The sequence below is a fragment of the Deinococcus sp. HSC-46F16 genome (assembly GCF_024171495.1).
GTDB lineage: Bacteria > Deinococcota > Deinococci > Deinococcales > Deinococcaceae > Deinococcus.
On record NZ_JALJZW010000009.1, the window covers coordinates 23,167 to 48,098 of the forward strand.

The 24,932-nt window shown below is 70.3% G+C and carries 23 protein-coding genes; 17 read left to right on the forward strand and 6 right to left on the reverse strand.

Annotation, left to right across the window (positions count from 1 at the left end; all coding sequences use genetic code 11):
• The first annotated feature begins 16 nt into the window (after positions 1-16).
• The 3 genes from truD to L1280_RS14790 are packed head-to-tail and all read left to right on the forward strand — an operon-like array spanning position 17 to position 1,877.
• A complete protein-coding gene (gene truD, locus L1280_RS14780; protein ID WP_253583091.1) occupies positions 17-1,078 on the forward strand; it encodes a tRNA pseudouridine(13) synthase TruD in 1,062 nt (353 codons plus the stop codon).
• Positions 1,075-1,452, forward strand: a complete 378-nt coding sequence (locus L1280_RS14785) for a hypothetical protein (protein WP_253583092.1) — start codon at positions 1,075-1,077, stop codon at positions 1,450-1,452. Before truD ends, L1280_RS14785 begins: the two co-directional genes overlap by 4 nt.
• Positions 1,449-1,877 carry a DUF3293 domain-containing protein gene (locus tag L1280_RS14790; RefSeq protein ID WP_253583093.1) on the forward strand — a complete coding sequence of 143 codons (429 nt, stop codon included), beginning with the start codon at positions 1,449-1,451 and terminating at the stop codon, positions 1,875-1,877. Before L1280_RS14785 ends, L1280_RS14790 begins: the two co-directional genes overlap by 4 nt.
• A 67-nt stretch (positions 1,878-1,944) precedes the next feature.
• On the opposite strand, the gene L1280_RS14795 is transcribed toward L1280_RS14790, so the two are convergent.
• The 3 genes from L1280_RS14795 to L1280_RS14805 are packed head-to-tail and all read right to left on the reverse strand — an operon-like array spanning position 1,945 to position 4,334.
• On the reverse strand, positions 1,945-3,165 hold the full coding sequence (locus L1280_RS14795; RefSeq protein ID WP_253583094.1) for an alcohol dehydrogenase catalytic domain-containing protein: 1,221 nt from the start codon (positions 3,163-3,165) through the stop codon (positions 1,945-1,947).
• The gene (locus tag L1280_RS14800) at positions 3,162-3,917 is read right to left on the reverse strand and encodes an SRPBCC family protein (RefSeq protein ID WP_253583095.1); all 756 of its coding nucleotides are present in this window, start codon (positions 3,915-3,917) and stop codon (positions 3,162-3,164) included. The genes L1280_RS14795 and L1280_RS14800 overlap by 4 nt, the downstream gene beginning before the upstream one ends.
• Positions 3,918-4,334, reverse strand: a complete 417-nt coding sequence (locus L1280_RS14805) for a hypothetical protein (RefSeq protein WP_253583097.1) — start codon at positions 4,332-4,334, stop codon at positions 3,918-3,920.
• Between the two features lie 146 nt (positions 4,335-4,480).
• Here L1280_RS14805 and L1280_RS14810 point away from each other — a divergent pair, with 146 nt between their 5' ends.
• The 8 genes from L1280_RS14810 (at position 4,481) to L1280_RS14845 (ending at position 12,797) form a co-directional block, all read left to right on the forward strand.
• The gene (locus L1280_RS14810; protein WP_253583098.1) at positions 4,481-5,236 is read left to right on the forward strand and encodes an SDR family NAD(P)-dependent oxidoreductase; all 756 of its coding nucleotides are present in this window, start codon (positions 4,481-4,483) and stop codon (positions 5,234-5,236) included.
• A 97-nt stretch (positions 5,237-5,333) separates the two neighbouring features.
• A complete protein-coding gene (locus L1280_RS14815) occupies positions 5,334-6,089 on the forward strand; it encodes a sulfite exporter TauE/SafE family protein (RefSeq protein WP_253583100.1) in 756 nt (251 codons plus the stop codon).
• Entirely contained in the window at positions 6,086-6,367 is a 282-nt protein-coding gene (locus L1280_RS14820) for a hypothetical protein (RefSeq protein ID WP_253583101.1), read from the forward strand. Before L1280_RS14815 ends, L1280_RS14820 begins: the two co-directional genes overlap by 4 nt.
• A 16-nt stretch (positions 6,368-6,383) precedes the next feature.
• Positions 6,384-6,674 (forward strand): hypothetical protein, encoded by a 291-nt coding sequence (locus L1280_RS14825; protein WP_253583102.1) that lies wholly within the window; start codon positions 6,384-6,386, stop codon positions 6,672-6,674.
• Positions 6,675-6,735: 61 nt separating this feature from the next.
• Positions 6,736-7,818, forward strand: coding sequence for a hypothetical protein (locus L1280_RS14830; RefSeq protein WP_253583103.1), 1,083 nt, complete (start codon positions 6,736-6,738; stop codon positions 7,816-7,818).
• Between the two features lie 235 nt (positions 7,819-8,053).
• On the forward strand, positions 8,054-10,402 hold the full coding sequence (locus tag L1280_RS14835; protein ID WP_253583105.1) for a 3-hydroxyacyl-CoA dehydrogenase/enoyl-CoA hydratase family protein: 2,349 nt from the start codon (positions 8,054-8,056) through the stop codon (positions 10,400-10,402).
• Between the two features lie 6 nt (positions 10,403-10,408).
• Positions 10,409-11,599 carry an alpha/beta fold hydrolase gene (locus L1280_RS14840; protein ID WP_253583107.1) on the forward strand — a complete coding sequence of 397 codons (1,191 nt, stop codon included), beginning with the start codon at positions 10,409-10,411 and terminating at the stop codon, positions 11,597-11,599.
• Positions 11,592-12,797: a thiolase family protein gene (locus L1280_RS14845; protein ID WP_253583109.1), complete on the forward strand. Its 1,206-nt coding sequence runs from the start codon at positions 11,592-11,594 to the stop codon at positions 12,795-12,797. Before L1280_RS14840 ends, L1280_RS14845 begins: the two co-directional genes overlap by 8 nt.
• 62 nt (positions 12,798-12,859) lie before the next feature.
• On the opposite strand, the gene L1280_RS14850 is transcribed toward L1280_RS14845, so the two are convergent.
• Positions 12,860-13,792 (reverse strand): Ig-like domain-containing protein, encoded by a 933-nt coding sequence (locus L1280_RS14850; protein WP_253583111.1) that lies wholly within the window; start codon positions 13,790-13,792, stop codon positions 12,860-12,862.
• 98 nt (positions 13,793-13,890) lie between these two features.
• Between L1280_RS14850 and L1280_RS14855 the strand changes: the two genes are divergently transcribed.
• Both L1280_RS14855 and dinB read left to right on the forward strand, forming a co-directional pair.
• Positions 13,891-15,099: a 23S rRNA (cytosine(2499)-C(5))-methyltransferase gene (locus tag L1280_RS14855; protein ID WP_253583113.1), complete on the forward strand. Its 1,209-nt coding sequence runs from the start codon at positions 13,891-13,893 to the stop codon at positions 15,097-15,099.
• Positions 15,100-15,115: 16 nt separating this feature from the next.
• Complete coding sequence (gene dinB, locus L1280_RS14860) at positions 15,116-16,192, forward strand: DNA polymerase IV (RefSeq protein WP_253583115.1); 1,077 nt, start codon at positions 15,116-15,118, stop codon at positions 16,190-16,192.
• A 51-nt stretch (positions 16,193-16,243) separates the two neighbouring features.
• On the opposite strand, the gene ppsA is transcribed toward dinB, so the two are convergent.
• On the reverse strand, positions 16,244-18,613 hold the full coding sequence (gene ppsA, locus L1280_RS14865) for a phosphoenolpyruvate synthase (protein WP_253583117.1): 2,370 nt from the start codon (positions 18,611-18,613) through the stop codon (positions 16,244-16,246).
• Positions 18,614-18,923: 310 nt separating this feature from the next.
• Here ppsA and L1280_RS14870 point away from each other — a divergent pair, with 310 nt between their 5' ends.
• The 4 genes from L1280_RS14870 to L1280_RS14885 all read left to right on the forward strand — a co-directional run bounded on the left by L1280_RS14870 (position 18,924) and on the right by L1280_RS14885 (position 23,403).
• Positions 18,924-19,733, forward strand: coding sequence for a pyruvate, water dikinase regulatory protein (locus L1280_RS14870; protein WP_253583118.1), 810 nt, complete (start codon positions 18,924-18,926; stop codon positions 19,731-19,733).
• Between the two features lie 65 nt (positions 19,734-19,798).
• Entirely contained in the window at positions 19,799-21,076 is a 1,278-nt protein-coding gene (gene glcF, locus L1280_RS14875) for a glycolate oxidase subunit GlcF (RefSeq protein ID WP_253583120.1), read from the forward strand.
• Between the two features lie 235 nt (positions 21,077-21,311).
• Complete coding sequence (locus L1280_RS14880; protein WP_253583122.1) at positions 21,312-22,757, forward strand: FAD-binding oxidoreductase; 1,446 nt, start codon at positions 21,312-21,314, stop codon at positions 22,755-22,757.
• Positions 22,744-23,403 (forward strand): FAD-binding oxidoreductase, encoded by a 660-nt coding sequence (locus L1280_RS14885; RefSeq protein WP_253583124.1) that lies wholly within the window; start codon positions 22,744-22,746, stop codon positions 23,401-23,403. The genes L1280_RS14880 and L1280_RS14885 overlap by 14 nt, the downstream gene beginning before the upstream one ends.
• On the opposite strand, the gene L1280_RS14890 is transcribed toward L1280_RS14885, so the two are convergent.
• Positions 23,404-24,816: a cyclopropane-fatty-acyl-phospholipid synthase family protein gene (locus L1280_RS14890; RefSeq protein ID WP_253583125.1), complete on the reverse strand. Its 1,413-nt coding sequence runs from the start codon at positions 24,814-24,816 to the stop codon at positions 23,404-23,406.
• Between the last annotated feature and the right edge of the window lie 116 nt (positions 24,817-24,932).

Below are 24,932 nucleotides of genomic sequence, written 5' to 3' on the forward strand. Positions count from 1 at the left end.
GTAGGGTGGAAGAATCGTGAGTCTGGTGTTTGATTGGACGGCGCTCGCCACGCGGACGGAGACGCCCGGAACCGGGGGCCGACTGCGGACGGTGCCGGAGGACTTCCGGGTGGAGGAGGTGGCCGCCTATCCCCTTTCCGGCGAGGGCGAGCACCTCTACCTGCGGCTGGAAAAGACCGGGCACACCACCGCCCACGTCCTGCGCGAACTGACCACCCAACTCGGCGTGCGCGACCGCGATGTGGGCGTCGCCGGACTCAAGGACCGGCACGCCGTCACGACCCAGTGGATCAGCCTGCCCGCCAAGTACGAGGCCCGGCTGGAGGGGTTCACCCTGGACGGCGTGCGGGTGCTGGAGGTGACCCGCCACGGCAACAAGCTGGGGCTGGGGCACCTGCGCGGCAACCGCTTCGTGGTGCGGGTGCGCGGGGCGGCGGGCACGGCGGAGACGGCGGCGGCCACCCTCGCGCTGCTCACGGCGGGGGGTGTGCCCAACTACTTCGGCCCGCAGCGTTTCGGCCTGCACGGGCTGAATGCCGAGGAAGGCCTGCGCGTCCTGCGCGGCGAGTCGCGGGTGCGCGATCCCCGCGTGCGGCGCTTCCTGACGACCAGCGTGCAGAGCCTGCTGTTCAACCGCTTTCTGAGCCTGCGGCTGGAGCGTGCTCTCTTTGACCGCCTGATCGCCGGGGATATGGCGAAAAAGCACGACACCGGTGGCGTCTTTCTGGTCGAGGACGCGGCGGCCGAGTCCCCCCGCGCCGAGCGGGGCGAGGTGAGCGCCACGGGCACCTTGTTCGGGCGCAAGGTCAAGCCGCTCACGCTGGACGCGGGGGCGCTGGAGGCCGAAGCCCTCGCCGCCTTCGGCCTGACCCCGGAGGTGTTCGCCTCCCGGCGGGGCGACCGCCGCCTCACCCGCGTCTTTCCGGAGGGGGCCGAGGTGCGGCCCGAGGAGGACGGCTACACGGTGGCCTTCACGCTGCCGAAGGGCAGTTTTGCCACCAGCGTCCTGCGCGAGCTGACCAAGATGGCCGTGGACGCCCCCGACGAGCCGGACGTGGCCGAGGAGGAGGAAGCGTGAGGCTGGGGCGCGGCGCGGTCCTCGTCCTGCTGGCCGGGCTGGGAATGGCGCTGGCTGCCCGGCTGCCCACCGCCGACCTGGGACTGCGGCCCGCGTTCGGCGGCGCGGTCTTGCAGGGGCGGGTCACGGTGGCCGGGGGCGACGAACTGACAGGCGTGTGGAGCGGCGCGGGCCGTGCCCGGCTGCTGCGCTGCACCCCGCGCTGCGAGACGGTGGAGAGTATCCCGGTGCCCGGCACCCTGCTGCTGGGCGAGGGCACGCCCTACCGGGTGGTCCTCGCCGGGGAGTTTCGGCCCGGCCAGCGGGTGCGGCTGGCTCTGCGCTTCCGGGGAGCTGCGGTCCTCAACGCCGAAGCCGCCATGCTGCGCCCTTGAGGGAGGACCTGCGGGCCGCCTTCCTGGGTGCGGGCTACGGTCCGGCCGGGGAAAGGGGGCACCTCTCGCCCACGCCCGGTGCCCCGCCGCGCTGGCCTCACGGAACGTGGGCCATCGTCACCGCCTGGAATCCGGGTGGGGGGCGGGCGTCCGACCGGGCGAACGCGCAGGCGCACGCGGACCTCCTCGCCCTCGTGCGGGGCAGCCGGTTCGCCTCCACGCCTGCTGTCAACGGCGAGGGCGAATGGGCCGAGGCCGCGCTGCTGATTCATGGGGCTCGGCTTTGGCAAGCGGCGGCTTGGGGCCTGCGGTTCGGGCAAGCCGCCGTGCTGTGGGGTGTCGGCGCACGGGCGGCGCTGGTGTGGCTGGACGGTGGGAGGGTGACGGGAGTGGAGCGGCGCTGGGTAGTGGTGAGGCACGGCTGACGGCCTCTCCTTCCACAACGGCGGGCCGGAGGACTTTCCCCTCCGGCCCGCCGCGCTCGCCCCTTCCTCAGCCCTGCGGCTGGGGCGCGGGTGTCGGCTCGTGGTCCTTGGGATCGGCCCAGGGGTCCAGGACGCACTTGATGCAGCCGTCGTGCTTGTTTTTGAAGATGTGGTAGGCGTGCGGCGCCTCCTCCAGGCTCAGGCGGTGGGTGATGATCCGGGTGGGGTCGATCTCGCCGCGCTGGATGTAACCGGTCAGCCGGTCGAGGTAGCGGTGCACGTGGGTCTGCCCGGTCTTCATGGTCAGGCCCTTGTTCATAAAGGCCCCCACCGGAATCTTGTCCGCGAGGCCGCCGTACACACCGGGCACGCTGACGGTGCCCCCCTTGCGGCAGGCCATGATCGCGGCCCGCAGTGCGTGGGGGCGGTCACTCTCCAGCACGCGGGTGGTCTGCTTGACCGCGTCGGCCACGCCCAGCATGCCGTGGGCCTGGGCTTCGAGCCCCACCGCGTCCATCACGCTGTCGGGGCCGCGTCCGCCGGTCATCTCCTTGAGGAGTTCGAAGACGTTTTCCTCCTCGTAGTTGATCGTCTCCGCGCCGTAGGTGCGGGCCATCTCCAGCCGCTCGGGAAAGCGGTCGATGGCGATCACGCGCTCGGCCCCCAGCAGGAAGGCGCTGGCAATCCCGAAGAGGCCCACCGGACCCGCCCCGAAGACGGCCACCACGTCGCCCGGCTCGATCTGGCAGTTCTCGGCGCCCATGAACCCGGTCGGGAAGATGTCGGTGAGGAACAGCACCTGCTCGTCGGTCAGGCCGTCGGGCACCTTGAACAGGTTGGCGTCGGCGTAGACGGTGCGGGCAAACTGGGCCTGCCCCCCCGCGTACCCACCGGTGATGTGCGAGTAGCCGTACAGCCCGGCGGGGGAGTAGCCCCAGAACTTCTCGGCCAGCCCCGGATTGGGGTTGGAGTTGTCGCACAGCGAGGTCAGGCCCTTCTGGCAGTACCAGCACTTGCCGCAGGCGATGGGGAAGGGCACGATCACCCGGTCACCCACCTTGACCTTGCGGACCTCGGAGCCGACCTCCACGACCTCGCCCATGAACTCGTGCCCCACGATGTCGCCGTGGACCATGGAGGGCACGTAGCCGTCGAGCAGGTGCAGGTCCGAGCCGCAGATCGCGGTTTTGGTCACGCGCACGACGGCGTCGGTGGGTTGCAGGATTTGGGGATCGGGCACCGTCTCTACGCTGACGCGGTTGACGCCCTGCCACACGACGGCCTTCACGAGGTCCTCCGGTTGTCGTACATCCTGGCCTCCGCCTTCATCGCACCCTTGCGGCCACTGGACTGGCCCTCGGTGGTGGGAATGTGCCCGACCTCCAGCAGCCGCTTGAGCCGCCGCAGGTCATGTTCAATCTGCACGTTGGGGTCCTCGCCCAGCATCCGGGCGACGGTTGCCCCCAGGGTGCCCCCCGGCGGGCGATAGGTCAGCGAGACGTGAATCTCGGTGCCCCGGTCCCCCGGCGCGGGCCGGAACTCCACTGCACCCTCGTTGGGTACGGTCGCCCCCTCCAGCGAGCGCCACGCGATGCGGCGCCCCGGCTCGTCGGCAGTGATCTCGGCGTCCCACTCGACGCTGGTGCCCACCGGGGCCTTGGCAACCCAGTGCGAGCGCTGGCCCTCGCCGTCCTGAACCTTCACCGACTCGAGGTGGTCCATGAAGCGCGGCAGGTTCTCAAAGTTGCGCCAGAAGGCGTACAGTTCGTCCGCGCCCATGCCAATCGTGATCGCCTTTTCCACCTTGATCTGGTCGTCCTCGGTGCGGCGCACGCCCGTGACCGTCTCGCCCAGGCCCTGGCCCATCGCCGCGCCCGCGACGAGCAGTGCTCCCCCGGTGGCGAGCAGGGTGCCCACCTGTCCGCGCTGGCCCAGGCTCAGGGCGATCAGCCCGGCCCCGATGCCGCCGAACAGCACGCGCTCGGCCGGGCTGGAATTCCGGCCGCTCTGGGGCCGTTGCTCGTGGTCTTTGCGGGTCATCTAGCGTCCTCCCTTTCCGGTGAGGTGGCCCTTGACCTTTTCAGCCAGGGTGGGCGGATTCATGCTCAGTGCCCGCGCGGTCAGCACGTCCACCACCAGCACGCCCGAGAGCATCAGCAGGCTGTTCGCCATGCGCTTGCGCCCGTGCGGGTCGTTCGGCCCCGCGTGGCCCACCGTGGCGATGTCCAGCACGTCCCCGACGGCCCGGCCCCACACCCAGGTGGCGGCGGCCGCCGGGTGGGTCAGCAGGCCAACCCCGGCTACTACTTCCCGTACCCCGTAGGAGCGCACCAGCCCGTCCTGCTCGCCGTCCCGCACGCCCACCAGACGGCTGATCTGGCCCGGCGTGATCAGTTCGGCGACGCCCAGCCCCAGGCTGAACCAGCCCAGTCCCCTCGCTACTTGCTGTGCATCCATGTGTCTGCCTCCTTCAGGGTCAGGCCCTGCGAACAGTTCCCAGCGTCGCAGAAGACCCCCGGCCTTTTCGTCCGGTGGGGCTAGAGAGTTGCTTCACGCGGGGCCTCGGCCTCCCCCAGACCCTGCCCAGGCGGTCTAATGCCCCCATGCTCGACCTGACAGGCAAGGTGGTGCTGGTGACCGGCGGCTCGCGCGGCATCGGCGCGGCGACGGTGCGGACGCTGGCGGCGGCGGGCGCCGACGTGCTCGTGCACTACGGGCGCGGGGAAGCCGAGGCCCGCTCGCTGGTGGCGGAGGTAGGGGAGGAGCGTGCCACCGCACTGGGCGCCGACCTCGCCCAGCCTGGGGCCGGAGTGGCCCTCTTCCGGGAGGCGCTGGCCTGGCGCGGGCGGGTGGACGTGCTCGTGAACAATGCGGGCATCGCTCCTACCGTCACCGTGGATGACCCGGAGGATGCCTGGGCGGGGACGTGGGCGCAGACCCTTCAGGTCAACCTCGTGGCGGTGGCCGACCTGTGCCGGGAGGCGATCCTTCACTTCCGCACGCGGGGCGGCGGGACCATCATCAACGTGGCGAGCCGCGCGGCCTTCCGGGGCGACAACCCGGACGCGATGCACTACGCGGCGTCCAAGGGTGGCGTGATCGCCCTGACCCGCTCCATCGCGCGGGGGTACGCCCGCGAGGGCATCCTGGCCTACGCGGTCGCTCCGGGCTGGGTCCGCACCGATATGGCGGAAGAGTACCTGCGCGAGCACGCCGCCGACCTCGCCCGCGAGATCCCGATGGGCGACGTGGTCCCGCCCGAGGAGGTCGCGCACACGGTCGCCTTTCTCGCCTCCGGACTGGCCCGACACATGACGGGCGCGACGCTGGACCTCAACGGGGCCTCCTACGTGCGGTGAGGGAGCGCCGTGTTAGCCTCCTTGCCGTGATCCCGATTGGTGGCTGGCCGCTCGCTCTGCTCGGGGGGATGACCCGGTCATCCCCCGCCACCGTTCTATGACCCTCGCCGTCATCGCCGTCGGCCTGCTCGCCGGGGTGCTGGGCGCGATCCTGGGGCTGGGCGGCGGCGTGGTCGTCGTGCCCGCGCTGGAATTCGTGCTGCCCCTCTTCGGACGCGACATCACCATCGCGCAGGCGGTGGCCGTGTCGCAGATCGGGGTGCTCGCGGTGGGCCTCAGCGGGGCGGCGAGCTACCTCCAGCAGGGGCTGGTGCGGGCGCGGACGGGCTACCTGCTTTCGCCCTTCACGATCTTGGGCGGGGCGATCGGTTCCTTCCTGGGCCTGGTGCTGCCTGCCCGCGCGGTGGCGACGGTGTTCGCCCTCCTCCTGCTGTACTCGGCCTACAACCTGCTGCGGGGCCTCAAGCGGGTGGAGGTCGAGCGGCCCCCCAGCCGCCTGGTGCCCCCGGCGATGACCTTCGCGGGCGTGATGAGCGGGCTGCTGGGCATCGGCGGCGGCACGGTGCAGGTGCCGGTGCTGAACCTGCTCGCGGGAGTGCCCATCCGGCAGGCGATCGCCACTTCCACTTTCATCATGGGCCTGACCGCCGTGGGCAACGCGCTGGTGTACCACGCGGGAGGGCTGCTGGACGTGCGGCTGGCTGCCGGAGTTGCCCTGGGCGTGCTGATCGGGGCGCGGGCGGGGGCGGGGCTGCAAAGCCGCATTCCCGCCGCGCAGCTCAAGCTGTTTTTCAGCGTGCTGCTGATCTTCACGGCGGGGCAACTGCTGTGGAAATACTGGGGGAACGGATGACGCCGGAGAAGAAGCCCGACACCGAACTCGCGGGCCTGCCCGGCTGGCTCTACCCCCTCGGCTTCTGGGTGGCGGTGGGCCTGCTCGCGCTGGGCGTGCTGTTTCCGCGCCTGGCGGCCCTTGCGGTGGGCTGGGTGGGGATGGTGCCCGTGCTGGCGGCCGTGTGGGTGGCGGTCGCCGCGTGGAGGCGGGACCGTCGCCTCAGCCTCGCGGCGCTGGCGGCGCTGGGCGGGCTGGTCGTCGTATTTGTGGTGAAAGGGTTCCTGCCGGGGAGCTAGGGAGAGGCAGGGGGTCATGACGACTGGAGACGCGGAGCGGCGGGAGCGAAGGACATTGAGCGCCTTTCTCCTGGCGTCGCTGCTGGGGCTGCTGCTCTTTAGCCTGCACTGGGCACAACCCCTGCTGAACTGCGGCGAAACGCTGCGGGCTTTTAACGGGCGGGCACTGTTCGCCTTCAGCCTTGCGGCCGTCTCCCTGCTGCTCGCGCTGCTGGACCGCCCACGCCGCTCGTTCTGGGCGCCCCTGGCCTTGTTTTTACTGGGGGTGGCAGCGGCGCTGCGCTTCACCTCGCCCTTTTTCTGCTAGGCGGACCCGGGAGAGTGGCTTCTGGTCCTGCGCTGACAGCCCACGGCTCTTAAGCTGAGCCATGACCCTTCGCGCCGCCCTCCTCGCGGGGCTGATGCTGTGTTCGGCCGCCCTGGCCCAGCGCACGCCGCAGGAGTTGGCCGGGGCGCTTCAGGCGGCTGCCCGTGCCGGGAATGCCGCCGCCTACCGCGCCCTCCTCGCTCCCGGCGGCACCTTCACGGTGGAGGGAACCAACTTCGCCGCCGACCTCGCCCGGCGGCCTCCCCGCGACGTGACCTATGCGTTCCGGGACGTGCGGGTGGAGGGCACGGGGGCGACGGCCACCCTTGATCTCGTGTGGACCCGGACGCCGGGAGAGGTGCGGCGGGTCAGTCTGCCCGTGCGCCTCGTGCGGGTGGGGGAGGTCTGGCGCTACGCGGGCGAGGCGTTCACCCCGGTGAAGACTGAGACGGGCAGCCTCCTCGCCCTGAATGTGCCAGGCTTGGCGGAAAAGGCCGCCGTCCTCGCTCCCCTGCTCTCCCGTGCTGCCCGCGAGGTGCAACGGGTGCTGGGCCTGACCATTCCCGCCGACGCCGTCGTCAAGGTCTATCCCGACGCCGAGCGCCTCAGCGCCAGCGTGTACCCGTCGCTGCAACCCGTTTCCGGCTGGAACGAGCCCGGCGAGGCGATCAAGCTGGTGCTGCCGGGCGGCCCCCCGGCCCAGGCCGAGGCGTCCGCGCTGCGGGTGCTGACCCACGAGTTCACCCACCTCGCCGTGGGGCTGGCGGCGGGGCCGGGGGGCGACAAGCGCATTCCCTGGTGGCTGCACGAGGGGCTGGCGAACTTCGCCGCCCGCGCCTTTGTGCCCGAGTCCGGGTGGCGGGCGTGGCAGGCCCGCGTGAACGCCTACGCCCGCGCCGGGTGGGTGCCCCTCTCTGAACTCGCCGACTTCCCCGCCGTGTCCGAGGACCGCTGGGACCACGCCTACCGTCAGGGCCTCGGCGCGGTGGAGTTTCTGGCCGCGCGGCTGGGCGGGGACGCTCCCTGGCGGCTCGCGCAGGCCTTCGCGCAGGGTGGGGACTGGGACCGGGCGGCGCGTGCCCTGGGGTTTGCCTCCTTCGCTGCGTTGGAAGCGGCGGCGCGGGCGTGGCTGGCGGCCCGTTGAGAGGCGTTCCGGTGGAACGGTTGAAAGAACTGTTCCACCCGAGCAAAGCGGGAAGGAAAAAGACGGTTGCCGGGAAGGGAGTGACCAAATCGGCGTCTTCCCGGTTCGGGAACGGATTGGACGGCAGCCGTCTAGGCCCCGGCGTTCTGTGTCATGGCCGGTGGACAAACGCCCCGGCTGACCCTAACCTTTGGACCGAGTTCAATATTTGAAGCTGCTCACCGCAGGAGGTCGCATGAAGACACAGCCTTACCGCATCCAGAAGGCCGCCGTGATCGGCGCGGGCGTGATGGGTGCCGCCATCGCCGCGCAGCTCGCCAACGCGGGGATTCCCGTCACCCTGCTCGACATCGTGCTGCCGGACAACCCCGACCGCAACTTCCTCGCCAAGCAGGGCATTCAGCGGGCCTTGAAAGCCCGCCCTGCCGCCTTCATGGACCCGGACCGCGCGGCGCTCATCACGCCCGGCAACCTCGAAGACGACCTGAAGAAGCTCAAGGATGCCGACTGGATTCTCGAGGCGATCATCGAGAAGCTGGACGCCAAGCGTGACCTGTGGGCGCGGGTGGAGGGTGTCGCCAAGAAGACGGCGATCATCTCCAGCAACTCTTCGGGCATCCCCATGCACCTCCAGATCGAGGGCCGCTCGGAAGACTTCCAGCGCCGCTTTGTGGGAGCGCACTTTTTCAACCCGCCGCGCTACCTGCACCTCCTCGAAGTCATTCCCACGCCCAAGACCGATCCGGCCGTGCTGGAAGCGTTCAGCGAGTTCGGGGAAGGGGTGCTGGGCAAGGGCATCGTGGTCGCCAACGACGTGCCGGGCTTCGTCGCCAACCGCATCGGCGTGTACGGGATCGTCCGCGCCATGCAGCATATGGAGCGCACCGGCCTGACCCCCGACGAGGTGGACGCGCTCACCGGCCCCGCGCTGGGCCGCGCCAAGAGTGCGACCTTCCGTACTGCTGACCTCTCGGGCCTGGACATCATCTACCACGTCGCGAACGACCTCGGCAAAGCCACGCCCGCCGACGAGGACTTCACGCTCACCGACACCTTCAAGCGCTTGGTCGAGGAGAAGAAGTTCCTGGGTGACAAGACCGGCAGCGGCTTCTACAAGAAGACCAAGGACGAGAAGGGCAAGACCAAGATTCTGAGCCTCAACCTCGATTCGCTGGAGTACGAGGACCGGGGCAAGGTGAAGGTGCCCGTCGTGGAGGCGGTCAAGAGCCAGCCCCTCGCTGCCCGCGTGAAGGCGCTGTACGGCGCCGAAGGCAAGGAGGGCGACTTCCTGCGCGGCGTGATGAACGACGGCTTCTGGTACGCGGCGAAGATGGCCGGGAATGTGTCCAACCGCCTTCAGGACATCGACAACGCGCTGAAGTGGGGCTTCGGCTGGGAGGAAGGCCCCTTCGAGACGATGGACACCCTGGGCGTCCAGACCGTGATCGCCAATCTGGAGGCCGAGGGCCGCACCCTTCCGCCCCTGCTGGCGGCGATGAAGGACTCCGGCCGCGAGCGCTTCTATGAGGGCGACACCACCGTCACGCCGACGGGCGAGGCGACCCCGTACCAGGCCCCCTACTTCATCCTGACGGACCTCAAGAAAGACGCCACCAAGGTCGTCAAGAAGCGGCCCGGCGCGAGCGTCGTGGACCTGGGCGACGGGGTGCTGCTGGTCGAGTGGCACGCCAAGATGAACGCGCTGGGGGAAGACCAGCTCCGCGCCGTGCAGGACGCGCACAAGCTGGTGGGGGAGATGGGCTACGCGGGATTGGTGGTGGGCAACCAAGGCGAGAACTTCTCCGCCGGGGCCAACCTGCCGCTGATCCTCTCGCAGGCGCAGGCCGAGGAGTGGGACGAGCTGGACGACGCGATCAAGCAGTTCCAGCAGGTGACGACATCCATGCGCTTCAGCCCGCACCCCACCGTCGCGGCCCCCTTCGGGCTGGCGCTGGGCGGCGGCTGCGAGTTCTCGATCCATGCCGACCACATCGTCGCGAGTGCCGAGACGTACATGGGGCTGGTGGAAGTGGGCGTGGGCCTGATCCCCGGCGGCGGCGGCACCAAGGAAATGCTGCTGCGCTTCACCGACCAGCTTCAGCCGAACCAGCCGCTGCTGCCCGCCGTGCAGCGGGCCTTCGAGCTGATCGGCACGGCCAAGGTCAGCACCTCGGCCCTGGAGGCCCGCAAGCTCGGCTTCCTGCGTGACCACGACACCGTGGTGATGAACAAAAACCACGTCATCGAGGAAGCCAAGCGGATGGTGCTGGCCCTGGCCCCCGGCTACGTGCAGCCCACGCCCCGGCAGGACATCCCAGTGATGGGCGACGCCGCCATCGCCGCCGTCAAGCTGGCCCTCTACGGCATGACCGAAGGTGGGTACGCCACCCCCTACGACGCCGAAGTGGGCACCCAGCTTGCCCGCGTCCTTTCCGGCGGCACCGGCAACAACCGCAATGCGAAGGTGTCCGAACAGCACCTCCTCGACCTCGAGCGCGAGGCCTTCCTGACCCTGCTGGGCAAGAAGGGCACCCAGCAGCGCATCGAGCACATGCTCAAGACCGGCAAGCCGCTGAGGAACTGACCGACCGTGACCCCGCGCCCCTTGACCCGCCTGCGGGCCGTGCCTCCCCAGCGTCTGCTGGGCTGGGCCGCCCTGGCCTATGCCGGGCTGCTGGTGGTCGGCGCCGTCGTGGGAGCCGAAATCACCCTGCGGTCCAAGACCCGCTGGGTCAAGGGCGACTTCGTTCCGGTGGGGCGGCGCGGGAACTCGGTGTACCTGCCCACGTCGCCGGAGACGCTCTCGCGGGGGGTGGTCGGCATCGTGCCGCTGCGTCCCAACCGGGGGCACGCGGTGCTGGGGCCGGGGCAGATCGTGGGGACGCTGGTGCGGCGGGAGATCGGGGAGGAGCGCGGCGTGCTGCCTCACGGGTCGCTCGCGTGGGTGTCCTCCTTCGTCTACAACGGCACCCCGGCGCAACTGGGCGTGCCTTATGAGGACACCGCCGTCCCCACCCCGCTGGGCGAGATGCCCGCGTGGCACATCCCACCCACGGAAGGCGAAAGGGACGCCGTGGTCATCTTGATTCACGGGCACGGCGGGCAGCGGTCGCAGGCCCTGCGGATGCTTCCGGCGCTGCGGCGCACGGGCACAGGTTCCCTCTTCGTCACCTTCCGCAATGCCTTCGGTGCCCCGCGCTCCGGGAAGGGCTACCACACCCTGGGCGACGAGGAGGCCGAGGACGTGCTCGCCGCGCTGGAGTGGGCGCGGGAAGCGGGCTACCGCCGGGCCGTGCTGTACGGCTTTTCCATGGGCGGCAACATCGCCCTGAGCGTGCTGCGCGACCGGTTTCAGCCGTTCCCCATCCCCGTTACGGGCGTCATGCTCGACTGTCCCGCGCTGGACTGGCGGGACGTGATTCGCGCCAACGGTCAGCGCTACGGCCTGCCGCCCTTTGTGGCGGGGCACATCGGGCGGGCGGTGCAGGCCCTCGTCACCCGGCGCTCCGGGCAGGACTTTGACGCGGTAGATCAACTTGCCGCCGCCTCCCGCTTCAAGGTGCCCATCCTCCTGTGGCACGGCACCCGTGACCGTACCATTCCGGTGGGGCAATCGGACGCGCTGGCCGCCGCCCGCCCCGATCTGGTGGAGTACCACCGGGTCGATGGCGCTAAGCACATTCGGTGCTGGAATCTGGACCCCCACAAGTATGACCTGACGCTGGAAGCCTTTATCGAGCGGGTTCTTCCAGACTCAAACCAAGGAGAACACCATGCGTGACGCTGTTATCGTTTCCGCCGTTCGGACCCCCGTGGGCCGCGGCGTCAAAGGCACCCTCGCCAACACCCGCCCCGACGACCTCGCCGCCCTCGTGCTCAACGAAGCCGTGAAGCGGGCGGGCGTGGACGTGTCGGTCGTGGAGGACGTGTACCTCGGCTGTGCGATTCCCGAAGCCGAGCAGGGCCTCAACGTGGCCCGCATGGCCGCCCTGCGGGCCGGGATGCCCGACACCGTGGGCGGCGTGACGATCAACCGTTTCTGCTCCAGCGGCCTCCAGACCATTGCGATGGCCGCCGCCGCCATCCAGACCGGGCAGGCCGACGTGATGCTCGCTGGGGGCGTGGAGAGCATGAGCATGGTGCCCATGACCGGGCACAACCCCAGCCCCAACCCCGACCTCGTGGACGAGCGCCCCGGCGCCTACATCGGCATGGGCCTGACCGCCGAGAACGTGGCCGCCAAGTACGGCGTGAGCCGCGAGGATCAGGACCAGTTCGCCCTCGCGAGCCACCGGAAGGCCGCCGCCGCGCAGGATTCCGGCAAGTTTGACGAGGAGATCGTTCCTGTGCCCGTCCGCGTGGACAAGGTGAAGGGCACCAAGGTGAAGTCCGAGACCATCCTCTTCGACAAGGACGAGCTGATTCGCCGCGACGCCAACCTCGCGGACATGGCGAAGGTTCGCCCGGCGTTCAAGGCGACCGGCTCGGTGAGCGCCGCCAACTCCAGCCCCTTCAGCGACGGGGCCGCCGCCGTCCTCGTCATGAGCGGCGAGAAGGCGCAGGAACTCGGCGTCAAGCCCCTGGCCAAGTTCCTGGGCTTCGCGGTGGCGGGCGTCGAGCCCGAGCTGATGGGCATCGGCCCCGTGCGGGCGATCCCCAAGGTGCTCGCGCAGACGGGTCTGACCCTGGACGACATCGACCTGATCGAGCTGAATGAGGCCTTTGCCGCGCAGAGCCTCGCCGTGGCCCGTGAACTGGGGCTGCCCCAGGACAGGATGAACGTGAACGGCGGCGCCATCGCCCTCGGGCACCCGCTGGGCTGCTCGGGCGCCAAGCTCACCACGACCGCGATCTACGAGCTGCGGCGCCGGGGCGGGGGCAAGGCGCTGATCACCATGTGCATCGGTGGCGGCATGGGCGCGGCGGGTGTGATCGAGGTCTACCCAGCGGAAGGGGAAGGCGAGCAGGCCGCCGACTGAGGCTGAGGCATGGAAAGAGGGCGACTCCAAGCACGGAGTCGCCCTCTTTCTGTAGGTGAGGCTCAGCGCCCGAGGTGCTTCAGGACCGGGAAGAACCGCTCGGGCAGGGGCATCCGCGTGCCCGACAGCGTGTTCAGCTTGGCGGCGCGGTCGAGCTTCCCCGCCACGGTCGCTAGGCGAACCAGGGCCGCTTGCCGGGGGAGTGCCTGGGCACCCAGGGCGCTCTCCGCGAACACGTCGTCCAGGGTGGGGTCTTCAGAGAGCTGAACCATCAGGAAGGCGGCGATCTGCGGCTCGGTGTCGGTCGGGGTGACATACACCTCTGCGTCGTCGTCGAAGAAGGCGGGCAGCCCATCAAGGTCTTCAAGGGCATCGTCGTCGTCATCGGCCAGCAGGTAAAGATCGCTGCCCTGCATGTCCGTGGCGAAGCGGAGTTGAAGCCGCCTGGCTCCGGTGAGCGGTCCCAGCGCTGCGAGGCCCTGGAAGGTCTGGGGACCGTCGATGTCCTCCACCGAATCCAGGGTCGCGTAGACGCCCAGCGCCACTGCCCCGTAGGTTTCGGCGTCCTGATCGAACAGGGTCACTGAACCACCCGACAGCAGGGTGCCGTCATAGTTGACAGCCACCCAGCCCCAGTCGCCCTGGTACAGCGTGTTGATGTTGACCGTGGTGTTGAGCCCCCCCTGCCCGACGTTCCCCGCGGCGTCGTAGGCGCGGGCCGTGAAGCTCACCGGGCCGTTGTCGCGCTGGTCGACCTCGACCGTGGCGGTGTAGGGAGCCTGGGTGTCCGTGGCGATCAGGGTGCTGCCCCGGTAGAACTCGACTCTCGTGACGCCCCGGTTGTCGCGGGCGTCGGCGGTCAGGGTGAGGGGGCCGGGCGCCGTGGGGGCAGTGGCCGTGAGGGTGACCGTGGGGGCCGTGGTGTCCGCACCCCCGCCGCAGGAGGCGAGGAGCAGGGCGGAACCCAGGAGGGGCAGGCAGAACTTGGTCTTCACCCACCGAGCCTAGGAGAAAATCCGCGCTCATGTGGCGCATTTGCGCGGAAGGGAAGACTCCCATTCCCCTCACCCCCCCTGCGCTACCCTGCCCCCCGATGTCGCCGTCCCCTGTCTCCCCGCGCTCCCGCCTCCGCCTGCGTGTCTCGGCCCCCGCCGAAGCGCACCTGCGTGCCGGGCACCCCTGGCTCTACGAGGGCAGCGTGCGCGAGCAAAACCGCGAGGGCGAGGCCGGGGAACTCGCCGTGATCTATGACCGCCGCGACCGCTTTCTCGCCATCGGCCTGTATGACCCCCACTCGCCCCTGCGCCTGCGGGTGCTCCACACGGGGCTGCCCGTCACGGTGGACGAGGCGTGGTGGGCTGCTCGGCTCGACGCCGCCCTGCACCGCCGCGCCGCCCTCTTCGGCCCCGACACCGACGGCTACCGCGCCGTGAACGGTGAGTCGGACGGCTTTCCCGGCGCGGTGATCGACCGCTACGCGGACACGCTGGTCCTCAAGCTGTACACGGCGGCTTGGTTTCCCCACCTGCCGCTGCTGCTGGGGCTGCTGGAGGCCCGCTTCCCCGGTTTCCGGGTGGTGCTGCGGCTCAGCCGCAACATCGAGGCATTGGCGGAGGGGGTCGGCTTGGGCGACGGCCTGACCGTGGTGGGCACGGCCCCGGACGGCCCGGTGGTCTTCCGCGAGACGGGCCTGAAGTTCGAGGCCGATGTGGTGAGGGGCCAAAAGACCGGCTTCTTCCTCGACCAGCGCGAGAACCGCCGCCGGGTGGAGGGGCTCTCTCGGGGGCGGCGGGTGCTCAACGCCTTTTCCTTTTCCGGGGGCTTCTCGCTGTACGCGGCCAGGGGCGGCGCGAGCGAGGTCGTCAGCCTCGACATCAGCGCCCACGCGCTGGCGAGTGCCGGGCGGAACTTCGCCCTGAATCCCGGCCTGGGTGCAGCGCACGAGATGGTGCAGGCCGACGTGTTCGAGTGGCTCTCGCAGACCCGGCGCGAGTTCGACCTGACTATCCTCGACCCGCCCTCGCTGGCACGGCGGGAGTCCGAGCGGGAAGGGGCAATCCGGGCTTATGGGAAGCTCGCCGGGGACGGGATACGCCGCCTCGCACCGGGCGGGGTGCTGGTCAGCGCGTCGTGCTCCGCGCACGTCAGTGCCGAGGAGTTCTGGGAGGCGGTGCGGGGTGCGGCCCGGCGCAGTGGCCGCCGCTGGCGCGAGCTGCGGACCAGCCGCCACGCGCCCGACCACCACGCCTCCTTCCCGGAGGCCGAGTACCTCAAGGCGATCTACCTTCAGCTCGAACCCTGACCCTACACTCGGGGGCGTGGGAGAGTCGCCGCGCAAGATCATCCACGTGGACATGGACGCCTTTTACGCGTCCGTGGAGCAGCGCGACGATCCCCGGCTGCGTGCTCAACCCGTCGCAGTGGCCTGGGGCGGCAAGCGCAGCGTGGTCCTGACGGCGAGCTACGAGGCGCGGCCCTTCGGCGTCCGCAGCGCCATGCCGCTGTACCGGGCGCTGGAGCGCTGTCCGGGGCTGGTCGTCGTGGAGCCGAGGTTTGACGCCTACCGCGAGGTGAGCGCCCAGGTCCGTGAGGTGTTCCGGAGCTACACCCCCCTCGTCGAGCCGCTCTCGCTGGACGAGGCCTACCTCGACGTGACCGCGCCGCTGCGGGGTGGGCCGAGTGCCACCCGCATCGCTCAGGGCATCCGCGCCGAGATTCGGGCGGCCACCGGACTCACCGCCACGGCGGGCGTGAGCGTGAACAAGTTCCTCGCCAAGCTCGCGAGCGGCATGAACAAGCCCGACGGCCTGACCGTGCTGCTGCCCGCGCAGGCGGACGCGCTGCTGGCCTCGTTGCCGACCTCCGCCTTTCACGGCATCGGCCCGGCGACCGCCGCCAAACTTGCCGCCCACGGCATCCACACCGGGGCCGACCTGCGGCGCACGCCGCCCGCCCACCTCGCCGCGTGGTTCGGGCGGGTGGGGGAACACTTCGCCCGCATCGCGCGGGGCGAGGACGACCGCCCGGTCGAGCCGGACCGCGCCCCGGTGTCGGTCGGCACCGAGGAAACCTACGCGGACGACCTGCGCGGGGTAGAGGCCGTCCGCGCCGTCCTGCCGTCCCTCGCGCGGGCAGTCGAGGAGCGGCTCGCGCGGGCGGGCCTCGCCGGGCGGGTCGTCGTGCTCAAGCTCAAGCTCGACGACCGCTCAGTGGTGACCCGCCGGGTGACGCTGCCCCATCCCGTGCGTGACGAGGCGACCCTCACGCGCACCGCCGCCCACCTCGTCACCGCTGAGCTGATGGGCGAGAAGGGCGTGCGGCTCGTCGGCATCACCGCCGCCGGGCTGGGGCCACCCACCGAGCCGCCGCCGACACTGTTCGGGGAGCCTGGATAGGGAAGAGGACGGCCCGCCGACCGTCCCCGCCTCCCGTTCAAGCCGAAGGGTTCAGGCCCGCGCCGCCTCCGGCTCGCCCGCCAGCGAGAGCCAGGTGGACAGCACCGAGTCGGGGTTGAGGCTCACCGAATCGATCCCCTGATCCATCAACCACTGCGCGAGCGCGGGGTGGTCGCTCGGCCCCTGCCCGCAGATGCCGATGTACTTCCCGGCCCGCTTCGCGGCGGCGATGGCCTGGCTCATCAGCGCGAGCACCGCCTCGTTCTGCTCGTCGAAGAGGTCGGCCACCAGCCCGGAGTCGCGGTCAAGGGCGAGCGTAAGTTGCGTCAGATCGTTGGACCCGATGGAGAAGCCGTCGAAGTGTTCGAGGAACTGCTCGGCCAGAATCGCGTTGGAGGGAATCTCGCACATCATGATGACCTTCAGGCCATTCTCGCCCCGGCGCAGGCCATTGCGCTCCAAGACCTCGATCACGGCCTGCGCTTCGCCCACCGTGCGGACGAAGGGAATCATGACCTGCACGTTCGTCAGGCCCATGCCGCCCCGCACCTCCCGAATCGCCTCGCACTCCAGCGCGAAGGCGGCGGCGAAGTCGGGCGAGCGGTAGCGGGAGGCGCCCCGGAAGCCGATCATCGGGTTTTCCTCGTGCGGTTCGTAGGCGGGGCCGCCGATCAGGTGGGCATACTCGTTGCTCTTGAAGTCGCTGAGGCGCACGATCACCGGCTTGGGCGCGAAGGCCGCCGCGATGGTTGCCACCCCCTCGGCCAGCTTCTCGCGAAAGAAGTCGCGGGGCGTCGCGTACCCGGCCGTCTTCTCCTCAATCTGCGCCCGTACGTCGTCGGGCACGTTCGGATAGTCCAGCAGGGCGCGGGGGTGAATCCCGATCACGTTGGAGATCACGAACTCGACGCGGGCCAGGCCGACGCCCTCGTTGGGCAGCGCCGCGAAGGAGAAGGCGCGGTCGGGCGAGGCCACGTTCATCATGATCTTCATGGCGACGGGGGGCATGGCGTCCAGCTCGACGCGGTTGACCCGGAAGGGCAGCTCGCCCGCGTACACGTACCCGGTGTCGCCCTCGGCGCAGGAGACGGTGACCTGGGCACCGCTCTCCAGCTCGCGGGTCGCGTTCCCGGTCCCCACGACCGCCGGAATCCCCAGCTCCCGCGCGATGATCGCTGCGTGGCAGGTGCGCCCACCCCGGTTGGTCACGATGGCCGAGGCCCGCTTCATGACCGGTTCCCAGTCGGGGTCGGTCATGTCCGCGACCAAGATGTCCCCTTCCCGTACCTGATCCATCTGCGCCACGTCGCGCACCACCCGCACCACGCCCGCGCCGATGCGGTTGCCGACGGCGCGGCCCTCGACGAGCACGTCGCCCTGCCCCCCCAGCTCGAAGCGCTCCAGCGTGCGCCCGGTGCGGCTCTGGACCGTCTCGGGCCGGGCTTGCAGGATGTAGATCTGCCCGTCGCGCCCATCCTTGCCCCACTCAATGTCCATCGGCCGCCCGTAGTGCTCCTCAATGGTCACGCACTGCCGGGCGAGCTCGGTGAGGTCGTCGTCACTGAGGCAGAAGCGGCGCTGCTCCGCTTCGGGCACGTCCACGCTGTCCACGCCGCCGCCCTCGGCATAGACCATCCGGCGGGCCTTGCTGCCCAGGGTGCGGCGCAGAATCGCCCGCTTTCCGGCCTTGAGCGCGGGCTTGTACACAAAGAACTCGTCGGGGTTCACGGCCCCTTGCACGACGAGTTCGCCCAGCCCGTACGCCGCCGTGACCAGCACCGCGTCCCGGTAGCCGCTTTCGGTGTCGAGGGTAAAAGCCACGCCCGACACGCCGAGGTCGGTCCGCACCATCCGCTGCACCCCCGCCGAGAGCGCCACGTCCGCGTGCTCGAAGTTGTGGTGGACCCGGTAGGAGATGGCTCGGTCGTTATAGAGGGAGGCGAAGACGAGCCGGACGTGGTGCAGCACGGAATCGATGCCGCGCACGTTCAGAAAGGTCTCCTGCTGCCCCGCGAAGGAGGCTTCCGGCAGGTCCTCGGCGGTGGCGCTGGACCGCACGGCCACGTCGGGTTCAGTCCCGCCCGCTTCCGCCGTCATCTGCGCGTAGCCGTCCCGGATGGCCTGTTCCAGCTCGGTGGGCAGCTCGCCGCCCTCCACCCAGCCGCGAATCTCGCGCCCGGCATCTGCAAGCGCAATCACGTCGTTCACGTCCAGAGCGGAGAGGCGGGCGTTGATCTTTTCCTCGATGCGGTTATGGGTCAGGAAAGCGCGGAAGGCGTCGGCGGTGGTGGCGAAGCCGCCGGGCACCCGGACCCCGGCCCCGGCGAGGCCCTGGATCATCTCGCCGATGGAGGCGTTCTTGCCGCCCACGACCTCCACGTCGGTCATCCTTAGTGTCTGGAACCAGCGAATCATGTCCATGCGCATTCTCCGTTGTGGTGAGGCTCCCCGACGTGGAAGCGGCGGGGGTTGGTGTTGCGGAACCCCCCCAGCTTACCCCGGCCGCGTCCGGCGGGGCGTTCCATCTGGAGTGACACGGATTCCGGTTGAACAGTTTTCTAACTTCTAACTGTTCAGCCCAACCGGACTCGCAGAGCTGCGCCAGCAGAGGGAGAAGGAAGAAAACGGTTGCCGGGAAAGGAGTTCTCCCATCGAGAGGGCACCGATGGGAGAACGGATTGGACGGAAACCCTATGACACGGCCCCCCGCCCGGCGTGTCACCCTGCCCGTATGACCTTGCCCCGCGCCGTCCTGATCGTCTCGGACCACACCGGCCTGACCGCCGAGACCACCGCACGTGCGCTGCTGGCCCACTTTCCGGGACAGCCGCTGCGCTACTTGCAGCGCCCCTTCGTCGCCACCGTGGAGGCGGCGCGGGGCGTGGCGCGGGAGGTCTCGGCGCTGGCGGGGCGGGGCGAGCGGCCCCTGATCTTCACCACGGTCACCGACGCCGCCGTGCTGCTTGAGCTGGAGGCCGCCCCCGCCCACCTCTTCGACCTGCTGGGACCGGGCCTCGCCGCGCTGGAGGCCGAGTTCGGGATGCCCGCCGCCCGCAGCGTGGGCCGCTACCACGACATGCATGACCAGACGAGCTACCTCGCCCGCATGGACGCCCTCGACTTCGCCCTCGCCACCGACGATGGGGTGGGCGACAAGCAGTACGGCCTCTCGGACGTGATTCTGGTCGGCGTCTCGCGGGCCGGAAAGACGCCCACCAGCCTCTTTCTGGCCCTCCAGCACGGGGTCCGCGCGAGCAACTATCCGCTGGCAGAGGACGATTTCGAGCGCGAGCGGCTGCCCATTCCGCTGGAGCCGCACCGCGCCAAGCTGCACGGCCTGACCATCGACCCCCGGCGGCTGCATGCCATCCGCACCCAGCGCCGCGCCGGAAGCCGCTACGCCAGCCTCGAACAGTGCGAGCACGAGGTCCGGCGGGCCGAGCGCCTTTTTCAGCGGGCCGGGATTCCGGTGCGCGACACCACCTCCGCCAGCGTGGAGGAGATCGCGGCGGGGATTCTGGCGCAGATTCGGCGGGGGTGAGGGGGCCGCCCGCTTTTGCTGCCTGGGTCTGATTGCCGCCCCCCCGAAGCTGCTACCTTCCCCCCATGCAGCACGACATCCCCGTCCCCGCCCTGGGGCCGCAGGGCGAGGTGATGGCGCACGCGGTCGACGCCTGCGTGCACTGCGGCTTCTGTCTGCCCGCCTGCCCGACCTACGCGCTGCTGGGGGACGAGATGGACTCCCCACGCGGGCGCATCGTGCTGATGAAGGAGGTGCTGGAGGGCACGCTGCCCCTCGCGGATGCCGCCCCGCACCTCGACCGCTGCCTGGGGTGCCAGGCCTGCGTGACCGCCTGCCCCAGTGGGGTGCCCTACGGGGAACTCATCACCAGCTTTCGCGGCTGGAGCGAACCACAGCGCGAGCGTTCACCGCTCGACCGGGCCAAGCGGGCGGGCATCCTGAAGATTCTTCCGGCCCCGAAGGTCTTCAGCGTGGCCGCCCGTGTGGGGCAGTACGCCAAGCCCCTCGCGCCGCTGCTGCCCGCCACCCTGCGAGCGCCCCTCGACCTGTTGCCGCAACGGGTGCCCGCCATGCAGCCTCAGCCGCCCGTCACCCCGGCCAGGGGCAAGCGCCGGGGCCGGGTGGCCTTCCTCGCCGGATGCGCTCAGCAGGCCCTGACGCCCAATTTCAACGCCGCGACCCTGCGCGTGCTGGCCCGCAACGGGATAGAGGTCGTGATTCCCGAAGGTCAGGGCTGTTGCGGGGCCGCCGCCCTGCATACCGGGGCGCGGGAGGAGGCGCTGCGGCTGGTCCGGCAGAACCTCGCCGCCTTCGACCCCGAGGAGTACGACGCGATTCTCTCCAACGCGGCGGGGTGCGGGGCGGGCCTCAAGGAATACCCGGTGGTCCTGCACGGCCTCCCGGATGAGGGGCAGGCGCAGGCTTTCGCGGCGAAGGTGCAGGACCTCTCCGAGTTCCTGGCGGGGCTGCTGCACGGCGGGGACCTCGAACCCTTCCTGCCCGCCTCGCGCCCCCTCACCGTCGCCTACCACGATGCCTGCCACCTCGCCCACGCGCAGGGCGTCCGCGCCGCGCCCCGCGAGCTGCTGCGGGCCATTCCCGGCGTGACGGTCGTGGAGGCTCCTGAAGGCGACCTGTGCTGCGGCTCGGCGGGGACGTACAACCTCGAGCAGCCTGCGCTGGCGAATGAACTCGGCGTCCGCAAGGCGCGGAATATCCTGTCCACCACGCCCGACCTGATCGCCAGCGGCAATATCGGCTGCCACACGCAGATTGGGAGCCATGTGCGGCGGCAGGGGGGCCGGGTGCCCGTGCTGCACACGGTCGAGGTGCTGGACCTGGCCTACCGGGGGGAACTGTGACGGTACACGCCGATAACCGAGCCTGCACCCATCAGGGCGTAAAAGGCCACCATCCACCAGGCACTGGCGTTCTCGGCCACCTGCGCCACGAACCAGCCAAGCCCTGTGCACGAGAGAAACAGCAGGATGACGAGCCATATGTGCGCGGTTCTTCTCGAAAGGTGACTCATGGGGCCTCCGGGAGCAGCATACGTTCCTGGCCCTGCGAGACGGCCAAGATTGCAGAGGTGTGGGCATGACCCCCCGCAAAACCGCCCTCACCCCTGGCTCCCGCGCTCCCAAACCGCGCTCCGACGGCAGGCCGGACAACCCACTGGCCGCTGAGCTGACCCGCAGCCTCGGTCCCACAAAGGTCCTCTCCAACCTCTCCGAGCGGCGGAACTACCGCTACGACGCCATCCAGTTCGGGGCAACGCCGCTGGCGGTCGTGCTGCCCGAATCCACGGCGGACGTGGTGACGGCCGTGCGGGCGGCGCGGGCGGCGGGCGTGCCCATCGTGGGGCGCGGTGCGGCCAGTGGCCTGAGTGGCGGCGCGGTGCCGATGCAGACCGGGCTGGTGATCTCCTTTACCCGCATGACCCGCCTAGAGGTCTTCCCGGAGCGGCGCGAGGCACGGGCGCAGGCGGGCGTTGTGACGCTGAGCGTGACCGAGGCCGCGCGGCCCCACGGCCTGATCTATCCCCCCGACCCGGCCAGTTTCCGCACCAGCACCATCGGCGGCAACCTCGGGGAGAACGCGGGCGGGCCGCTGTGTTTCAAGTATGGGGTGACGGGCGACTACGTGCGGGCGCTGGAGTTCGTGGACGCGGACGGCGAGGTGCATGAACTCACCCGCGACGCCTACGATCTCGCCGGGCTGCTGATCGGCTCGGAGGGAACGCTGGGATTGATCACCGAAGCCACCCTGCGCCTCACGCCGCCGCCCAAGTACACCCGCACCCTGCTGGCGAGCTTCCCGGAGGTGGGCGAGTGCGCCGAGGCGGTGAGCCGGGCCATCGCCGCTGGAGCCGTCCCCGCCAAGCTGGAATTTATGGATCAGGCCTGCACGAACGCGGTGGAAGACTACCTCGCCCTGGGGCTGCCGCGAGATGCCGGGGCCGTGCTGCTGGTGGACACCGACGGCGACGACTTGGACACGGTGGAGGAGGAACGGGCTCTGGTGGAGGCCGCCTGCCGGGAGGCCGGGGGCACCGTGCGCCGGGCGGCCACCGATGTCGAGGCCGCCGCCCTGTGGCAGGCCCGCCGCAGCGTCAGCCCCGCGCTGGGCCGCATCCGCCCGCAGCGCATGAACGAGGACATCGTGGTGCCCCGCTCGGCCTTGCCGGAGGTCGTGCGCGAGATTCGGGCGCTGGGGGACGCCTCCGGGCTGCCCGTCGTGCAGTTCGGGCATATCGGGGACGGCAACCTGCACCCCAACATCCTCTACGACCCCCGCCGCGAGTTGCCGGAGGCGGTCCATGACCTTGCCCACGCCGTCGCCCTCGTCGCCCTCCGGCACGGCGGCGTGCTCAGCGGTGAGCACGGCATCGGCACCATGAAACGGCCCTTCATGCGCGAGGCCGTGGACCCCGTGACGCTGGGGGCGCTGCGGGACGTGAAGCGGGCGCTCGACCCGGCAGGCCTCCTCAACCCCGGCAAGATTCTCCCCGACGAGGAAGGGAAAGCCCATGCCCATCCTTGACCTCTCGCCCAGCGACCAGACCATCACGGTCAGCGGCGACACGGGGCTGCTGGAGGTCTACGCGGCCCTGCCCCCCGGCCTCTACCCGCCGTTCCCTCCCGTGGAGTTGCCCGGTGGGGTCGGCGGCCTCGTCTCGCGCGGGGGGTTCGGGCAGACCTTCCCTTTCGCCTCCGACGTGCTGGGGGTGACCTTTCGTAGTCCATCGGGCCGGGTGGTCCGCGCAGGCGGGCGCACCGTCAAGAACGTGCAGGGCTACGACCTCACCCGCCCCTTTGTCGGCAGCTTCGGGGCGCTGGGCCAGGCGCTGGAGGTCACGTTCAGGCTGCGGCCTGGGTTGGTCGCGCGGCATGTGACCGCTCACGGCTCGCTGGACACATCGGACCACCTGACTGCCCGCTTCGCCTGGCAGGACGGCGGCGAGGTGCACCTTTTTCACTTCGGCCATACGCGGGAGGTGGAGCGGGCGCTCCCCGCCTTGCCGGGCGCCCGCGTGATTCAGGCCCCCCTCGACTTCCGCCCCCGCTTTCCCGGTGGGATGGGCGTGGGGGAGGGGGCGACCCTGCGCGACCGCCGCTTCGGGTGGGTCAATGGGGGAGGGGGACCGCCCATGCCCGCCCTGTTCGCTCGGCTGGCCGCAACGCTGTAGCTATGCCCGCCCGTCCGCGTAGATGTCCGCCCGGCTCGGCGGAATCGGCACCTGCCGCCGCTCGTCCGGCTTGGCGAGCAGCGTCTGGAAGATGCTCAGGTGGCCGTGCGCGAAGTAGTACCCGCAGGCGTTGAGGTAGATGCGCCACAGCCGGTAGCGTTCCTCGCCCAGCGCGGCGAGCGCCTCATCCTCCCGCGCCTCCAGCCGCCGCGCCCACTCGGCCGTCGTGCGGGCGTAATGTTCGCGCAGGTTCTCCATGTCCCGCACCTCGAAGAGGGCGGCGTCGGCGTACTTGAGCGTCTCCCAGATCGGGAGCAGCTCGCCGTCCGGAAAGACGTAGCGCCGGGCGAAATTGCCTGACTGGATCACCATCGGCACCCGCGCCTGCCCCAGCCCGTCTGCAATGGCGTGGTTCATCATCAGGCCGCCCGGCTTCAGCACTCGGTAAGCGGTAGCGAAGTACTCGCCCATGTTGCGGCGGCCCACGTGCTCGGCCATGCCGACGCTGCTGATCTTGTCAAACTCGCCCGTCACGTCGCGGTAATCCCGCAGCTCCAGCGTGACGAGGTGCTCCAGCCCGGCGGCTTTCACGCGTGCCCGCCCCTCGTGCAACTGCGCTTCGGAGAGGGTCACTCCCAGCACCGAGACGCCGTACCGCTGCGCCGCGTAGATCGCCAGCCCGCCCCACCCGCAGCCGATGTCCAGCAGGCGCTCGCCCGGCTTCAGCCGCAGCTTGCGGCAGATCAGCTCCAGCTTGGCCTCCTGCGCCGCGTCCAGCGTTTCCGTGCCGGTGGGGAAGTAGGCGCACGAATACACCATCCGCTCGTCCAGCCACAGCTTGTAGAAGTCGTTGGACACGTCGTAGTGGGCCTGCACGGCCTGCTTGTCCCGCTCGCGGCTGTGGGCCTCCCCATGAAGTTGCGCGAGCGGCTTCGGCGGCTTCGTCCCCACCCCCCGGCGCAGAAGAGCCACGTCGCGCAGCAGACTCGCCACCTGCGCGGGCGTGAACTGCGGATTCAACGTGTCCGCCAGCCCCACGACCGCCCCGAAGTCCCCCTCGATGTCGAAGTCGCCGCGCAGGTACGCCTCTCCAAGCGCCACGTCGAGCGGGAGGTTCAGCATTCGCCCCAGCGACTCGGGCGAGTTCAGGATCAGGCGGGCGGTGGGGTCGGACACGCCCGCGGGGAGTTCCTCGCCGTTCCAGAACTTCACGGCGAAGGGGCGGTCGGTAGGCAGGACGGCGCTCAGCACGCGCCGGGCCGCGTCCAGCAACTGGTCCTCGTTGGGGCGCACCCGCGAGCGGGCCACCACGACCGCGCCGAGCATGGTCAGCACAGCCGCGAGGCCCAACGTCTGCACGGAGGCGGTGGGCGAGGGGTCGGGGCGGCGGGCTTGGGGAGTCTTGGGGGGCATGGGGCCTCCTGGGGGTGGAGCGGGGATGGGGGGAACTCGGCCCAGCATAGGCAGGGGAGGCGGGTTGTCGGCCCGCCCCGCCTTCACCGGGGGCTATGCTTTGCCCCACATCCCCC

Excerpts from the sequence above, each read along its gene's own strand:
- L1280_RS14830 (WP_253583103.1), top strand. The coding sequence starts at position 6,736 with ATGACCCTTCGCGCCGCCCTCCTCGCGGGGCTGATGCTGTGTTCGGCC.
- L1280_RS14855 (WP_253583113.1), top strand. The coding sequence starts at position 13,891 with ATGTCGCCGTCCCCTGTCTCCCCGCGCTCCCGCCTCCGCCTGCGTGTC.
- L1280_RS14835 (WP_253583105.1), top strand. The coding sequence starts at position 8,054 with ATGAAGACACAGCCTTACCGCATCCAGAAGGCCGCCGTGATCGGCGCG.
- L1280_RS14805 (WP_253583097.1), bottom strand. The coding sequence starts at position 4,334 with ATGGATGCACAGCAAGTAGCGAGGGGACTGGGCTGGTTCAGCCTGGGG.
- ppsA (WP_253583117.1), bottom strand. The coding sequence starts at position 18,613 with ATGGACATGATTCGCTGGTTCCAGACACTAAGGATGACCGACGTGGAG.
- L1280_RS14810 (WP_253583098.1), top strand. The coding sequence starts at position 4,481 with ATGCTCGACCTGACAGGCAAGGTGGTGCTGGTGACCGGCGGCTCGCGC.
- glcF (WP_253583120.1), top strand. The coding sequence starts at position 19,799 with ATGCAGCACGACATCCCCGTCCCCGCCCTGGGGCCGCAGGGCGAGGTG.
- L1280_RS14815 (WP_253583100.1), top strand. The coding sequence starts at position 5,334 with ATGACCCTCGCCGTCATCGCCGTCGGCCTGCTCGCCGGGGTGCTGGGC.
- L1280_RS14890 (WP_253583125.1), bottom strand. The coding sequence starts at position 24,816 with ATGCCCCCCAAGACTCCCCAAGCCCGCCGCCCCGACCCCTCGCCCACC.
- L1280_RS14800 (WP_253583095.1), bottom strand. The coding sequence starts at position 3,917 with ATGACCCGCAAAGACCACGAGCAACGGCCCCAGAGCGGCCGGAATTCC.
- L1280_RS14885 (WP_253583124.1), top strand. The coding sequence starts at position 22,744 with ATGCCCATCCTTGACCTCTCGCCCAGCGACCAGACCATCACGGTCAGC.
- L1280_RS14870 (WP_253583118.1), top strand. The coding sequence starts at position 18,924 with ATGACCTTGCCCCGCGCCGTCCTGATCGTCTCGGACCACACCGGCCTG.
- L1280_RS14845 (WP_253583109.1), top strand. The coding sequence starts at position 11,592 with ATGCGTGACGCTGTTATCGTTTCCGCCGTTCGGACCCCCGTGGGCCGC.
- L1280_RS14825 (WP_253583102.1), top strand. The coding sequence starts at position 6,384 with ATGACGACTGGAGACGCGGAGCGGCGGGAGCGAAGGACATTGAGCGCC.
- L1280_RS14820 (WP_253583101.1), top strand. The coding sequence starts at position 6,086 with ATGACGCCGGAGAAGAAGCCCGACACCGAACTCGCGGGCCTGCCCGGC.
- L1280_RS14880 (WP_253583122.1), top strand. The coding sequence starts at position 21,312 with ATGACCCCCCGCAAAACCGCCCTCACCCCTGGCTCCCGCGCTCCCAAA.